The organism is Paraburkholderia sp. J10-1 (genome assembly GCF_905220165.1).
Classification (GTDB): Bacteria; Pseudomonadota; Gammaproteobacteria; order Burkholderiales; family Burkholderiaceae; genus Paraburkholderia.
In genome coordinates, this window is the sequence record NZ_CAJMYW010000005.1 from 229,176 (window position 1) to 244,633 (window position 15,458).

Sequence of the window (15,458 nt, forward strand, 5' to 3'; positions counted from 1 at the left end):
AAGCGCGCCGTGGGTGCGCGCAGCATTGCGAAACTATTCAAACCAACTTCATTCATGCGTCGTTCACCGATGAATCTGCTGAAACGAACCGTTGTGCCCGTCGCTCTCGCGATGACCGTCCTGGCTCTCGCAGCCTGCTCATCGACGAAAGACGTGCGTCGCGTACCGGTGCCGCTGACCGATTTCAAGCAGGCGCTGGATGTCCAGCAGGTGTGGAAGTCGAGCGTCGGCAAGGCCGGCCGCTATCTGTTCGCGCCGGTCGCGGTGGGCGACGCGATCTACGCAGCGGGCGAGAACGGCTCGGTCGCGAAGATCGACGCCGCGTCGGGCAAGGACATCTGGCGCACCAAGCTCAAGGACGACCTCTCGGCGGGCGTGGGCAGCGACGGCAATCTTACGGCGGTGGGCGGCCTGAAGGGCGATGTCTACGTGCTCGACTCGAACGGCAAGCTCTCGTGGCAGGCCAAGGCCCCGGGCGAAGTCATCTCGCCGCCGCTCGTCGGCAACGGCCTCGTGATCGTGCGCACGATCGACGGGCAGATCGTCGCCTTCAACGGCCAGACGGGCGAGCAGAAGTGGCTCTACCGCAACCGCGCCGTGCCGCTGAATCTGCGCGTGTCGGCGGGCATGACGTTCGCGGGTGACCAGGCCGTGCTGGCCGGCTTCCCGGGCGGCTCGTTCGCAGCGATCAACCTGCAAAGCGGCGACGCGTTCTGGGAAACGCCGGTCTCTTACCCGAAGGGCGTGACGGAAGTCGAGCGTATCAATGACGTGAGCGGTCCGCCCACGCTGGTGGGTGCCACCACCTGCGCGGTGACGTTCCAGGGTCAGCTTGGCTGCTTCGACGCCAATTCGGGCCGTCCGATGTGGCAAAAGGCGTTCTCGAGCACGAGCGGGATCGCTCAGGATGAAGGCACGGTGGTCGGTGGCGACGACTGGTCGGTCGTGAAGGCGTTCAGCGTGTCGACGGGCGAGCCGACCTGGACGAACGAGAAGCTGAAGAGCCGCGACGTCAGCGTGCCCGCATTGCTGGGCCATGCGGTCGTGCTGGGTGACTTTGAGGGTTATGTCCACTTCCTCTCGCTCGACGACGGCAGCTTTGTCTCGCGCGTGAAGACCGACGGCAGCCCGATCACGGCGGCTCCGGTACTCGCCGGCAACACGCTGGTCGTGCAGACGAAGGACGGCGACCTTTACGGTCTGCGTCCGCACTAAGTGGCGTTGGCTGCGGTAGCGCCTTCGGGGCGCGCCGCAGAGACACATGACGCCGGCTTGCGCGGCCGGCGTGCAAGGCAAGAAACGCGCATCGACCCGCGCACTGCACGCATACGCAGTTGGCAGCGCCTCACGAGCGGCGCTCCGATGCATGCAGATGCTCGAGGTAGCGGAGCCGGCAGGTTCCGATGCCTCACCCGCTGGCCGGCTCAAGCCGGCCATGCGCATTTTGGGACGGCGGCGAGCACGACCTCGCCGTTCATCCGCTGTTCGCCCGCTGTTCACCGTTACCGCCCCAGGTGGTTGCGCGGCGTCCAGCCCCGGTCGCGTTGCGCTTTCGGCTCGGGGACGCGGCCCTGCTCGTGAATTTCGTGATAATTTGCAACTGATGCAGCCCCGCAGGCGCAGGGCTTGCCGCGCAGCGCGCCGGACTCTCCGGCGCTGCGCCTTACTGTAGAAAAGATCAGATGAAACCCGTAATCGCCCTCGTCGGGCGCCCCAATGTGGGGAAATCCACGCTGTTCAACCGGCTCACGCGTTCGCGCGATGCGCTGGTGGCCGACCTGCCTGGCCTCACGCGCGACCGTCACTACGGTGAAGGGCGCGTGGGCGAGCGCCCGTATCTCGTGGTCGACACCGGTGGCTTCGAGCCGGTCGCGAAGGACGGCATCCTGCACGAAATGGCGCGCCAGACGCGTCAGGCCGTGGAAGAGGCCGATATCGTCGTGTTCATTTGCGACGGCCGTAATGGACTCGCGCCCCAGGACAAGCACATCGCCGATTATCTGCGCAAGACCGGCCGGCCGATCTTCCTTGTGGTGAACAAGGCAGAGGGCATGAAGTACAGCGCCGTGGCTGCCGACTTCTATGAACTCGGTCTCGGCGACCCGCGCGCGATTTCCGCGGCGCACGGCGACGGCGTGACGGAAATGATCAACGAGGCGCTCGAACAGGCGTACGCCGATCAGCCCGAGGAAAGCGAAGAGGACGCCGCCAAACACGGGATCAAGATCGCGATCGTCGGTCGCCCTAACGTGGGCAAGTCGACGCTCGTCAATACGCTGATTGGCGAAGACCGCGTGATCGCATTCGACATGCCGGGCACGACGCGCGATTCGATTTACGTGGATTTCGAGCGCGGCGGCAAGAAGTACACGCTGATCGACACGGCAGGCTTGCGCCGCCGCGGCAAGGTGTTCGAAGCGATCGAGAAGTTCTCGGTGGTGAAGACGCTGCAGTCGATCGCCGACGCCAACGTGGTGATTCTGCTGCTCGATGCGCAGCAGGAAATCTCGGACCAGGACGCGCATATCGCGGGCTTCGTGGTGGAACAGGGCCGCGCGCTCGTGGTGGGCGTGAACAAGTGGGACGGCATGGACGACCACGCGCGCGAGCGCACCAAGCACCACCTGCAGCGCAAGCTCAAGTTCCTCGACTTCGCGGAAATGCGCTTCATCTCGGCGACGGAGAAGTTCGGCATCGGCCCGCTCATGCGTTCGGTGGACGACGCCTATGCCGCCGCCATGGCGAAGCTGCCCACGCCGAAGCTCACGCGCGCGCTCATCGAAGCCGTGGAGTTCCAGCAGCCGCGTCGCCGCGGCCCGGTGCGTCCGAAGTTGCGCTACGCGCACCAGGGGGGACAGAACCCTCCGATTATCGTCATTCACGGCAACGCACTCGACGCCGTGACGGAAACCTACAAGCGCTATCTGGAGAACCGTTTCCGGGAAACTTTCTCGCTCACCGGCACTCCATTGCGCATAGAGTTTCGCTCCTCGACGAATCCCTATACCGAGAAAAACTAGGCTGTTGCTGAATAGCGTTCGCTACCCCGCAAAGGCCGCCTGGCCGAACCGCCAGGAACCGCGCGGGGGAACGAGAATCGGCTATAGTGTAGCGATTGGTGGTGGATTTCTTTTTCTTCATCCCAATATAAGTTAAACCTGCAAAAAAATACGGAGTTTGCTATGAGCAACAAAGGGCAATTGTTACAAGACCCGTTTCTGAACGCGCTGCGCAAGGAGCACGTGCCTGTTTCGATCTATCTGGTCAACGGCATCAAGCTTCAAGGGAACATCGAATCGTTCGACCAGTACGTCGTGTTGCTCCGTAATACGGTTACGCAAATGGTTTACAAGCACGCCATCTCCACGGTGGTTCCGGCCCGTCCGGTGAATTTCCACCCGGATACGGAAGCGTCCTGACCCATGACGCGGCCGGACCGGGGCGCCTCGCAGGCTGCTCTGGTCCGGCCGCTTTCATTTTGACATCCTCTAATTTGATCAACGCCGCACTCGTCGGCATCGACTTCGGCAAGACCGACTTCGAAGCCAGTCTCGAAGAACTCAGCCTGCTCGCTAAAAGCGCGGGCGCCACTCCTGCTGTCACGCTCACCGGGCGACGCTCCAGCCCCGACGCCGCCATGTTCATTGGTAGCGGCAAGGCCGAGGAACTGCGTCTCGCCTGCGAAGCGAACGACATCGAAATCGTCATCTTCAATCACGCGCTGTCGCCCGCCCAGCAACGCAATCTGGAGCGCGCGCTCAATCGTCGCGTGGTCGACCGCACGAGCCTCATTCTCGACATCTTTGCCCAGCGCGCCCGCAGCCATGAAGGCAAACTGCAGGTCGAACTCGCGCAGCTGCAATACCTCGCCACGCGCCTCGTGCGCGCCTGGACTCACCTTGAGCGCCAGAAGGGCGGTATCGGCCTGCGCGGCCCGGGTGAAACGCAGCTCGAAACCGACCGCCGGCTGATCGGCGAGCGCATCAAGATGCTGCAGGGCAAGCTTGCGAAGCTGCGCCGCCAGCACGGCACGCAGCGGCGTCAGCGCGAGCGCACCCGCACGATGTCGGTGTCGCTCGTGGGCTATACGAACGCGGGCAAGTCCACGCTCTTCAATGCGCTCACGAAGGCGCAGGCCTACGCCGCCGACCAGCTGTTTGCGACGCTCGACACGACCTCGCGGCGCCTCTGGCTCGGGGACGAAGTGGGCCAGATCGTGCTGTCCGATACCGTCGGGTTCATCCGCGAGCTGCCTCACCAGTTAGTCGCCGCATTCCGCGCGACGCTGCAGGAAACGGTTCAGGCCGACTTGCTGCTGCACGTGGTGGATGCGTCGAGCGCCGTGCGTCTCGACCAGATCGACGAGGTGAACAAGGTGCTGCGCGATATCGGCGCGGACACGATCCGTCAGGTGCTGGTCTTCAACAAGATTGACGCGGTGCCGGAACTGGCGGCCCGTGGCGGAACGGTCGAGCGTGATGAATATGGTAATATTTCGCGCGTCTTTTTGAGCGCGCGCACGGGCGTCGGACTGGATGCGCTGCGCTCCGCCATCGCCGAAATCGCGACTGCCGAGCCGCTTGCCGACGCGCCGCAGTCCCTGGCCGCAGACTGGAGCGCGGTGCAGGAAGAACCTCGCTGGGAACCCGAACACGAGCGCTGAAGCGCGCCCGGCATTGCCTCGCAAGCAAGGCCGGCCCCGCGGCTCCGATGGAATCCGCACGCAATTGACCCGCTGTCTACTCTGGTGAACGAACACAGGTGAACGATTACAACAAGCGGACTGGCTGGCAGCGCGCGCGCGCCATTTTCTCGTTGAACGACCCGCGTTGGGGTCGAGGCGACGGCAATGGCCAGCGTTCTGACGACGGGCGTCGCCCGCCGGGCAACAAGGGTGACAACGGCGACAAGGGAGACGGTCCGCCGGATCTCGACGAAATGTGGCGCGACTTCAACCGCCGCGTGTCCGCATTCTTCGGCCGCAAGGGCAAGGGGCCGGGTGGCTTCGGGCCGCGCCCGGACAACGGCCACGGCGCGCGCATCGGCGTGGGCATCGTAATCGGCGTGCTCATTGCGATCTACGTGGGCAGTGGCGTGTTCGTCGTCCAGGAAGGGCAGGCCGGCGTCGTGCTGCAGTTCGGCCAGTATCGCCACACGGTGGGTCAGGGCGTGCACTGGCGCATGCCGTATCCGTTCCAGACGCATGAAATCGTCAATGTCGGCCAGATCCGCACCGTCGAGATCGGCCGCAACAACCTCGTGCGCCCGGCAAACGTGAAGGACGCCGCGGTCATCACGCACGACGGCGACATCCTCAACGTGCGCTTTACCGTGCAGTACCAGGTCAAGCAGCCGACCGACTATCTGTTCCGCAGCGTCGATCCCGACCTCACCGTCACGCAGGCCGCGCAGGCGGCGGTGCGCACCGTGGTGGGCGCGCGCAGCACGAACGACATGCTCTACGCCGACCGCGAGCCAATTCGCGCCCAGCTTGCCGACACGATCCAGCACGCGCTCGACGAGTACAAGACGGGCCTCGGCGTGACCGGCGTGGCGATCCAGAGCGTCTCGGCGCCCGATCAGGTGCAGGCGGCACTCGACGACGAAGCCAAGGCGCGCCAGGACCGCGACCGCGCGAAGCGCGACGCCCAGGCCTATGCCGACCAGCTGTTGCCGCGCGCGCAGGCCGACGCGGCGCGTCTCATCGACGAAGCCAAGGCTTACAGCGAACGTGTGGTGTCGCAGGCACAGGGCGATGCGCAACGATTCACGCAGGTCTACGAACAATATGCGAAGGCGCCGGCTGTGATTCGCGAGCGCATGTATCTCGAGACGATGCAGCACATCTATTCGAATGCGACGAAGGTGTTCGTCGACAGCAAGTCGGGCAACAACGTGATTAATCTGCCGCTCGACAAGCTCGTCGACATGACACGTCAGCGCGCCGCCGTGGCTGCGGGCGCAACAGGCGCGGCTGCGGCCTCGGCTTCGAGCGCCGGTGCCGGTGCGGCAACGGCCGGCGCGGCTTCGGACGCCAACGCGGCCTCCGCTCCGGCAGCCGGCAGCGACTCACAGCAAGGCGCACAGCAGCAAGGTGCACAGCAGGGCGCCCAGCAGCAGGGCGCAGCTCCCGCAACTACGGCCAGCGACGCGGCAGCCGCCGCGAGCGACGCCTTCCGTTCGCGCGATGCGTTCCGCTCGCGCGGCCGCGAAAGCGACGTGCAATAAGGGGAGCGCCACTATGAACAAGATCATTGCGCTCGTCGTTGCCGTCGTGGTTGTCGTGCTGGTTGCGTCGTCGGCCGTCTTCATGGTCGATCCGCGCCACGTCGCCATCATTTCCTCGTCGGGCGGGGCCAACGCCACGCTCGCGGGTCCTGGGCTGCACGTGAAGCTGCCGCCGCCGTTCCAGACCGCCACGTTCATCGACACGCGCATTCAGGCGTTCGATGCGCCCGATGCCGACCGTTACACGACGTCGGACAAGACCGAACTGCTCGTGAACCCGGTCGTGCGTTATCGCATTTCCGATCCACTCAAGCTTTTCGCGGCCACGAAGGGCGATGCACAGACGCTTTCCGACCGCCTCGCGTCGCTGTCGCGCGACGCGCTCGGCGACGCGATCTCGAAAGTCACGCTCACCGAGGCGCTGGCGCAGCAGGAAGCCATTGCCAACGGCGCGCGCGACGCGCTCAGGCAAAGCGCGGCGCCGCTCGGCATCGACGTGATCGCGATCGAACTCACGCGCGTCGATTACCCGCCGGAGCTGGCGCAAACGATCTTCAAGCGCATGAGCGCCGCACGCGAGCAGGCCGCTGCCGAGATTCGCGAGAAGGGCGCGGCCGAGGCGCAGCAGATCAAGGACGACGCACAGCGCAAGCAGCAGGGCGTGCTGGCCGACGCCTATGCGCAGGCGCAAGCGATCAAGGGCGAGGGTGACGGCAAGGCCGCCGCGATTGCCGCCGAGGCGTTCGGGCGCGACCCGGACTTCTACCGGTTCTATCAAAGCATGCTCGCTTACCGCGAGAGCTTCCGGCCCGGCGACGTCATCGTGGTCGACTCATCGAGCGACTTCTTCCGCTTCATGCGTGGCCCGAACGGCGGCGTAAATGGCGGAGACAACGCATCGGCTTCCGCCACCCCGCGCAAACACTAGACAAAACGAGACACATGCGCCGCGCACTGCGCGGCGTCTTTCTTCGCATGGACATAGCTGGCTCCCTCTTGCTCGCGATCGCATTGATGCTGATTATCGAGGGCATGTTCCCGTTCGTTTTTCCGACGGCGTGGCGTGACACATTCCGTAAAATCGCGGAACGGCCGCCGCATCACATCAGGATTGGCGGGCTCATCGTGATGGGGCTCGGCCTCGTCCTGCTGATGCTGGCGACCTGACAGCATCATGCCGCCGCGTTCTTCAGATGCGGTGTGCGATGGGCGTTTTTTGACGGATTCCGAATTACCGGGCGGCGTGGCGTTTCGCCGCGCGTGGCCCTCATTGTGGTAGGACTCAACCGATGTCGACCTGGTTACTCCCCGAGAATATTGCGGACGTGCTGCCGTCCGAAGCGCGCAAGATCGAAGAGCTGCGCCGCCGCCTGCTCGATCGTTTCCGCGCCTATGGCTACGAAATGGTCATGCCGCCGTTGCTCGAGTATCTCGAGTCGCTGCTCGTGGGCAGCGGGCGCGACCTGAACCTGCGCACGTTCAAGCTCGTCGACCAGCTCTCGGGCCGCACGCTCGGCCTGCGCGCCGACATGACGCCGCAGGTCGCGCGCATCGACGCGCACCTGTTGAACCGCCAGGGCGTGACGCGCCTGTGCTATGCGGGCAACGTGCTGCACACGCGCCCGCGCGGCTTGCACGCCACGCGCGAACAGATCCAGACCGGCGCCGAAATCTACGGTCACGCGGGCCTCGAAGCCGACCTCGAAATCCAGCAGCTGATGCTCGATGCGCTGCGCCTCGCGGGCCTCGCGAAGGTGCGCCTCGACCTCTCGCACGCGGGCGTGCTCGCGGCGATCTTCGAAGCGGACCCGGCTGCGGCTGCACTCGGCGATGCCTTGTATGAAGCACTCGCTGGCAAGGACGTGCCGCGCCTCGCGGAACTCACGCAGAACCTCGAAGCCGCCACGCGCGACGCTTTGCGCGCGCTGCCCTCGCTCTACGGCGACGCGAGCGTGATCGACGAGGCGCGCGCGCGGCTGCCGGCGCTGCCGGGCATTGCGCGAGCGCTCGACGACCTCGCGTTCCTCGTGCGCGAGATCGAGGGTGCGGAGCTGATGCTCGACCTCGCCGATCTCGGCGGGTACGCGTACCACAGCGGCGTGATGTTCTCCGCCTACGTGGACGGCGTGCCGAACGCCGTGGCCCGTGGCGGCCGTTACGACAAGGTGGGTGAGGCCTATGGCCGCGCCCGCGCGGCAACGGGTTTTTCGCTTGATTTGCGCGAAGTGGCGCGCATTTCCCCGGTCGAAGCGCGCAGCAGCGCGATCCTCGCGCCGTGGCGCCATGACGAGGCGCTGCGCGCCGCCGTCGCCGCGCTGCGCGATGCGGGCGAGGTCGTGATCCAGGCGCTGCCGGGCCACGAGCACGACATGGACGAGTTCGCCTGCGACCGCGTGCTCATCGAGCGCGACGGCGTCTGGGTCGTCGAAAAACACGCCTGATACTGCACCGGGGCGGCCATTCGCGCCGCCCGCGAAGCGGCCGCGCAGCCGTGCCAAAGCACGCTTCGCTTCGCGCATGCCGTTGAGTGCAAAAGGAAATTCCGCGAATTTCGGGAAAAAAAGGCGGCCTTGCCGCTGAACCCAGGTAAAATACGTTTTTAACCAGCTAACGAAACACCATGTCTGCCAGCGCAGTGAATGTAACCCCGGGACGCAATGTCGTCGTCGTGGGCACCCAATGGGGCGATGAAGGCAAGGGCAAGATCGTCGACTGGCTGACGGACCACGCGCAAGGCGTGGTGCGTTTCCAGGGCGGTCACAACGCCGGCCACACACTCATCATCGGCGGCAAGAAGACCATTCTCCGGCTGATCCCGTCGGGCATCATGCGTGCCGGCGTCGCCTGCTACATCGGCAACGGCGTGGTGCTCTCGCCCGAAGCGCTTTTCAAGGAAATCGGCGAGCTCGAAGAAGCGGGCATCGACGTCCAGAAGCGCCTGTTCATCTCCGAAGCCACCACCCTCATCCTGCCGTACCACATCGCCATCGACCAGGCGCGCGAAGCCAAGCGCGGCGCCGCGAAGATCGGTACGACGGGCCGCGGCATCGGTCCGGCCTACGAAGACAAGGTGGCGCGCCGCGGTCTGCGTGTGCAGGACCTGTTCGAGCCGGAAAACTTCGCCGCTCGCCTGCGCGAGAACCTCGACTACCACAACTTCGTGCTCACGCAGTACCTGGGCGCGCCGGCCGTGGACTATCAGCAAACGCTCGACACGATGCTCTCGTACGCCGAGCGTCTGAAGCCGATGGTCACGGACGTTTCGCGACGTCTGTACGACGTGAACAACGAAGGCGGCAACCTGCTGTTCGAAGGTGCACAGGGCACGCTGCTCGACATCGACCACGGCACCTATCCGTTCGTCACATCGAGCAACTGCGTCGCGGGTGCAGCTTCGGCCGGCGCGGGCGTCGGTCCGCAAAAGCTGAATTACGTGCTCGGCATCACCAAGGCGTATTGCACGCGCGTCGGTTCGGGCCCGTTCCCGAGCGAACTGTACGACGCCGACAACGCCGATCGCCAGGAAGAAGTGGGCCTCACGCTCGCGAAGGTCGGCAAGGAATTCGGTTCGGTCACGGGCCGTCCGCGCCGCACCGGCTGGCTCGACGCTGCTGCACTGCGCCGCTCGATCCAGATCAACGGCGTGACGGGTCTGTGCATCACGAAGCTCGACGTGCTCGACGGTCTCGACGAAGTGAAGCTCTGCGTCGGCTACAAGGTCGATGGCAAGGACGTGGACATTCTGCCGCGCGGCGCCTCGCAAGTGGCCGCATGCGAGCCGGTCTACGAGACGTTCGAAGGCTGGAACGAAAGCACCATCGGCATCACGCAGTTCGACGCGCTGCCCAAGAGCGCGCAGGCGTATCTCACGCGCGTGCAGGAAGTCGCCGGTGTGCCGATCGACATGGTTTCGACGGGCCCGGATCGCGACGAAACGATCCTGCTGCGTCATCCGTTCAAGGTCTAAGTAGCAAGAAGGCAGAAGCAAAAATGATTCAAATGATGGACCCGCGCAACGACGACAAGAACCTGTGGGTCGGCTGGGATGAGTATCACCGGCTGATCGAACTGCTCGCGCTCAAGGTGCACGAGTCGCGCTGGAAGTTCGACCAGATCCTGTGTCTCGCGCGCGGGGGCTTGCGCGTGGGCGACCAGCTCTCGCGCATCTACGATCTGCCGCTGGCGATCCTCGCAACCAGCTCGTACCGCGAAGCCGCAGGTACGGAGCAGGGCGATCTCGACATCGCGCAGTACATCACGATGACGCGCGGTCACCTGGAAGGCAACGTGCTGCTAGTCGACGACCTCGTCGATTCGGGCGTCACGCTTGCCCGCGTGCAGGAGCACCTCAAGGAGCGTTACCCGGCCGTGACCGGCGTGCGCTCGGCGGTGCTCTGGTACAAGGGCTGCTCGAAGGTGACACCGGACTATTTCGTCCAGCATCTGCCGACCAATCCGTGGATTCACCAGCCGTTCGAGGAGTGGGACACGGTGCGCCCGCACAATCTCGGTGCGTGGATCAAGCGTGGTCTGCAGCAGGCGCAAGCGGCGCAGAAGTAAGCAGGGGTTATGCCGCCGCCAGGGTTTTCGGACCCGTGGCGGGCTGATCCAGAGACGGAGCCTTTATGGCTCCGTTTTTTTTTGCGTATCGCCCACGTTCCCTGGTGGCAGCGCAGGCGGGCAGACGTCATCTGGGGCCGGTGCTAAACTGCGCGGGGACAAGGGGATGTCGCAGTGCCGCGACGGCCGCTCGGTTTTGGCCACAGCCCGGTTTAGAATAGCGCTCGTTTTTTCCGCCTCGCAACGGATTACCGCGTATATGACAACTAGCACACACGTGGCCAAGCAGCCGCTACCTACTCTCGCCGTAGCGGCCATCGGCGTGGTGTTCGGCGACATCGGCACGAGCCCGCTGTATTCGCTGAAAGAGGCGTTCAGCCCTTCACACGGCATTCCGCTCAACGACACCTCCATTCTCGGCGTCATTTCGTTGCTGTTCTGGGCGATCGTGATCGTCGTCAGCGTCAAGTATGTCCTTTTTGTGATGCGCGCCGACAACAACGGCGAGGGCGGCGTACTCGCGCTCATGGCGCTCGCCATGCGCTCGTTCAACCGCAAGAGCAAGTCGGCGGCCTTGCTCACGGCATTGGGCATCTTCGGCGCGTGCATGTTCTACGGCGATGCCGTGATCACGCCGGCGATCTCGGTCATGTCGGCAGTGGAAGGCCTCGAAATTGCTGCGCCCAAACTCTCGCATCTGGTGCTGCCGTTCACGATGGTGATCCTGATCCTGCTGTTCTGGATCCAGCGGCACGGCACCGCGCTGGTCGGCCGTCTGTTCGGCCCGATCATGGTGCTCTGGTTCATCACCATCGGTGTGCTCGGCGTCTCGCGCATCGTGCAGGCGCCTGGCGTTATCGCGGCGCTCAGTCCGTACTACGCGGTCAGCTTCATGGGCGCGCACATGCTGCAGGCTTACGTGGTGCTCGGTTCGGTCGTGCTGGTGCTGACCGGCGCGGAAGCGCTCTATGCCGACATGGGCCACTTCGGCGCGAAGCCGATTCGCTGCGCCTGGTACACGCTCGTGATGCCCTCGCTCGTGCTCAACTACTTCGGCCAGGGCGCGCTCTTGATGCAGGACCATCGCGCGATCGAAAATCCGTTCTTCCTGCTCGCGCCTGACTGGGCCTTGCTGCCGCTCGTCGTGCTCTCGACGGTCGCCACCGTGATCGCCTCGCAGGCCGTGATCTCGGGTGCATACTCGCTCACGAGTCAGGCCATTCTGCTTGGCTACGTGCCGCGCATGAAGGTGCTGCACACGTCGGATCTCGCCATCGGTCAGATCTACGTGCCGGTCGTGAACTGGATGCTGCTCTTCATCATTCTGTGCATCGTGGTCGCCTTCAAGAGTTCGGACAATCTGGCCGCCGCCTACGGTATCGCCGTGACCGCGACGATGGTGATCACCACGGTGCTCGTCGCCGTCGTGATGACGAAGGTATGGAAGTGGAACAAGGCGCTCGTCGCCTGCATCATCTCGGTGTTGCTGGCCGTCGACCTGGGGTTTTTCGGCGCGAACCTGCTTAAGGTCGAAGAGGGGGGCTGGCTGCCGCTTGGCATCGGCGCGCTGCTGTTCTTCCTGCTGATGACCTGGTTCAAGGGCCGCATGATCGTGAAGGACCGCACGGCCGCCGACGGTATTCCGCTCATGCCTTTCCTGCAAGGGCTGCTCGCGCACCCGCCGCATCGCGTTTCGGGCACGGCCATCTACCTCACGGGCAGCGAATCGCTCGTGCCGGTCAGCCTGCTGCACAACCTCAAGCACAACAAGGTGCTGCACGAGCGCACGATCTTCCTCACGTTCGTGATCCGCGATATTCCGTATGTGGCTGACGCCGAACGCGTGTCGGTCAAGGATATCGGCGGTGGGCTCTATCTCGTGAAGGCCGATTACGGCTTTAACGAAACCCCCGACGTGCAAGCGGTGCTCGATGACATTTCGCGCACGCACAACATGACGTTCGAGATGATGGACACGTCGTTCTTCCTCGCGCGCGAGACGGTCGTGCCGACGCAACTGCCGGGCATGTCGATCTTCCGCGAACGCATATTCGCGTGGATGCATCAGAACGCCGCGAAGCCCACCGACTTCTTCAGCATTCCTGCGAACCGCGTAGTCGAACTCGGGACGAAGATCGAGATCTGATCACGGCGTTTCGACCAACAAAAAAGGCACCCGAGGGTGCCTTTTTTGTTGCGCATACAACGTAAGCCGTTGCGGCCCACGTGGCGTCATGCGGACATCAGCGTTGCTTGAGCTTCGCGAATGCCGCCGCCATTGCGCCTGCCGGTTCCGCATCGCGCGAACGCTGGCCGCCGCGATTGTCGCGATTGCCGCTGCCGCGGTTGTCACGATTGCCGGACTGGCCCGCGTTACCGCCGCTGCGTGAGCCGCCCGCGCTCATGGGGTCGTCGTCCAGACGCATCGTGAGCGCAATGCGCTGACGCTTCACGTCGACCTCGAGCACCTTCACCTTCACGACCTGGCCGGCCTTCACGACTTCGTGCGGGTCCTTGATGAACTTCGTCGACAGGGCGGAGACGTGCACGAGTCCGTCCTGATGCACGCCCACGTCGATGAACGCGCCGAACGCCGCCACGTTCGTCACGACGCCTTCGAGCAGCATGCCCGGCACGAGGTCGGACACCTTCTCGACGCCATCGCGGAACGTTGCTGTCTTGAACTCGGGGCGCGGATCGCGGCCCGGCTTTTCCAGTTCGCTCAGGATGTCGCGCACCGTCGGCAGGCCGAAACGTTCGTCCACGAACTCGGTGGGCGCGAGGCCCGACAGCGCTTCGCGGCTGCCGAGCACGTCGCCGATCGTGCGCTTGATCTTCGCAAGCATGCGCTCGACGACGGGGTACGCTTCCGGGTGCACCGACGAGCGATCGAGCGGATTGTCGCCGCCGTTGATGCGCAGGAAGCCTGCGGCTTGCTCGAACGTCTTGTCGCCCAGACGCGGCACCTTCTTCAGATGCTCGCGGGACGGGAAGGGGCCGTTCGCGTCGCGGTAATCGACGATATTGCGCGCGAGCGTGGAGTTCAGGCCCGACACGCGGGCGAGCAGGGCGACCGAAGCCGTGTTCGCATCGACGCCCACGGCGTTCACGCAGTCCTCGACGACAGCGTCGAGCGAGCGCGCGAGTTCGCGCTGGTTCACGTCGTGCTGGTACTGGCCCACGCCAATCGCCTTCGGCTCGATCTTCACGAGTTCGGCGAGCGGGTCCTGCAGGCGGCGCGCAATGGAGACCGCGCCGCGCAGCGAAACGTCGAGCTCGGGGAATTCCTTCGCAGCCAGTTCGGACGCCGAATAAACCGACGCCCCGGCTTCGGAGACCACGATCTTCTGCAGCTTCAGTTCGGGATGCTTCGAGATCAGCTCGCTCGCGAGCTTGTCGGTTTCACGCGAAGCCGTGCCGTTGCCGATGCTGATGAGTTCCGCTTGCGTTTGCGCGGCAATGCGCGCGAGCTTCGCGAGCGAGCCATCCCAGTCGCGGCGCGGCTCGTGCGGGTAGATCGTGTCGGTGGCGAGCAGTTTGCCGGTGCGGTCGACCACAGCGACCTTCACGCCCGTGCGCAGGCCCGGATCGAGGCCGATCACGGCCTTGGGGCCGGCCGGCGCGGCAAGCAGCAGATCCTTCAGATTGCGCGCGAACACGCGGATCGCTTCGTTTTCGGCCTGCTCACGCAGATTCGTGAGCAACTCGTTTTCGATATGCGGCTGCACCTTCACGCGCCAGCACCAGCGGCACACGTCGGAGAGCCATTTATCGGCTGGACGGTTCTGGTTCGCAATGCCGAAGTGGCGCGCGATCATCGCTTCGCCCGGATGCGGCACCTGTGCGTCCAGTTCGCCGCCAAGGCCGAGCTTGACCATCAGCACGCCGGCGTTGCGGCCACGGAACAGCGCGAGCGCACGGTGCGACGGCACGGTCTTGATAGTCTCGGAGTAGTCGTAGTAGTCGCGGAACTTCTCGCCTTCCTCGCTCTCCTTGCCCTCGACCACGCTCGACATCACCACGCCCTGGTTGAACAGCCAGTCGCGCAGTTTGCCCAGCAGTTCGGCCGTTTCGCCAAACTGCTCGGAGAGGATGTCGCGTGCGCCGTCGAGCGCGGCCTTCACGTCCGCGACGCCCTTCTCGGCGTCCACGTACTGCGCGGCTTCCGTTTGCGGGTCGAGCAGCGGGTTCGCGAGCAGCGCGTCGGCGAGCGGCTGCAGGCCGGCTTCGCGTGCGATCTGCGCGCGCGTGCGGCGCTTGGGCTTGTAGGGCAGATAGAGGTCTTCGAGGACCTGCTTGCTGTCGGCGGCTTCAATGGCGATACGCAGCTCATCGGTGAGCTTGCCTTGTTCCTCGATGCTCGCGAGGATCGCCGCACGGCGGTCTTCGAGTTCGCGCAGATAGAGCAGGCGCTCTTCGAGCGTACGCAGTTGCGTATCGTCGAGATTGCCCGTGACTTCCTTGCGGTAACGGGCGATAAACGGAACGGTCGAGCCTTCGTCGAGAAGCTGCACGGCGGCTGCGACCTGGCGCGGCTGCACGCTCAGTTCAGTGGCGATACGCTGGACGATCTTGAGTGCTACGGTTTCCGTCATAGGGTCTGGATATTCCTGCGAGGATCGGTTTGCGGTCCGGCGGCCGGTGCGGGCTCGAGCGCCCGCAGTGCCCAA

Annotated in this window: 12 protein-coding genes; 11 read left to right on the forward strand and 1 reads right to left on the reverse strand. The window is 64.6% G+C overall.

From position 1 onward, the window contains the following. Positions 1-69 precede the first annotated feature (69 nt). From bamB to U5A65_RS18505, 11 genes are all read left to right on the forward strand, one after another. Positions 70-1,215, forward strand: a complete 1,146-nt coding sequence (gene bamB, locus U5A65_RS18455) for an outer membrane protein assembly factor BamB (RefSeq protein ID WP_321908909.1) — start codon at positions 70-72, stop codon at positions 1,213-1,215. A gap of 467 nt (positions 1,216-1,682) precedes the next feature. After that, on the forward strand, positions 1,683-3,020 hold the full coding sequence (der, locus tag U5A65_RS18460) for a ribosome biogenesis GTPase Der (RefSeq protein ID WP_321908907.1): 1,338 nt from the start codon (positions 1,683-1,685) through the stop codon (positions 3,018-3,020). 162 nt (positions 3,021-3,182) lie between these two features. Continuing rightward, complete coding sequence (hfq, locus tag U5A65_RS18465; protein ID WP_027793540.1) at positions 3,183-3,419, forward strand: RNA chaperone Hfq; 237 nt, start codon at positions 3,183-3,185, stop codon at positions 3,417-3,419. Between the two features lie 74 nt (positions 3,420-3,493). Then, positions 3,494-4,663 (forward strand): GTPase HflX, encoded by a 1,170-nt coding sequence (hflX, locus tag U5A65_RS18470; protein WP_321908906.1) that lies wholly within the window; start codon positions 3,494-3,496, stop codon positions 4,661-4,663. A 98-nt stretch (positions 4,664-4,761) separates the two neighbouring features. Next, a complete protein-coding gene (gene hflK / locus U5A65_RS18475) occupies positions 4,762-6,228 on the forward strand; it encodes an FtsH protease activity modulator HflK (RefSeq protein ID WP_321946944.1) in 1,467 nt (488 codons plus the stop codon). Positions 6,229-6,241: 13 nt separating this feature from the next. After that, entirely contained in the window at positions 6,242-7,156 is a 915-nt protein-coding gene (locus U5A65_RS18480; protein WP_321934895.1) for a protease modulator HflC, read from the forward strand. Positions 7,157-7,203: 47 nt separating this feature from the next. Further along, positions 7,204-7,395 (forward strand): DUF2065 domain-containing protein, encoded by a 192-nt coding sequence (locus U5A65_RS18485; protein WP_028210024.1) that lies wholly within the window; start codon positions 7,204-7,206, stop codon positions 7,393-7,395. Positions 7,396-7,517: 122 nt separating this feature from the next. Then, positions 7,518-8,669, forward strand: coding sequence for an ATP phosphoribosyltransferase regulatory subunit (locus tag U5A65_RS18490; RefSeq protein ID WP_321934894.1), 1,152 nt, complete (start codon positions 7,518-7,520; stop codon positions 8,667-8,669). A gap of 179 nt (positions 8,670-8,848) precedes the next feature. Then, the gene (locus tag U5A65_RS18495; RefSeq protein ID WP_321908899.1) at positions 8,849-10,195 is read left to right on the forward strand and encodes an adenylosuccinate synthase; all 1,347 of its coding nucleotides are present in this window, start codon (positions 8,849-8,851) and stop codon (positions 10,193-10,195) included. Positions 10,196-10,218: 23 nt separating this feature from the next. Further along, positions 10,219-10,788 carry a phosphoribosyltransferase gene (locus U5A65_RS18500; RefSeq protein ID WP_321908898.1) on the forward strand — a complete coding sequence of 190 codons (570 nt, stop codon included), beginning with the start codon at positions 10,219-10,221 and terminating at the stop codon, positions 10,786-10,788. 259 nt (positions 10,789-11,047) lie between these two features. Beyond that, complete coding sequence (locus U5A65_RS18505) at positions 11,048-12,934, forward strand: potassium transporter Kup (protein ID WP_321908896.1); 1,887 nt, start codon at positions 11,048-11,050, stop codon at positions 12,932-12,934. A 97-nt stretch (positions 12,935-13,031) separates the two neighbouring features. Here the strand turns inward: U5A65_RS18505 and U5A65_RS18510 are convergent, their stop codons facing one another. After that, complete coding sequence (locus U5A65_RS18510) at positions 13,032-15,383, reverse strand: Tex family protein (RefSeq protein ID WP_321908894.1); 2,352 nt, start codon at positions 15,381-15,383, stop codon at positions 13,032-13,034. Between the last annotated feature and the right edge of the window lie 75 nt (positions 15,384-15,458).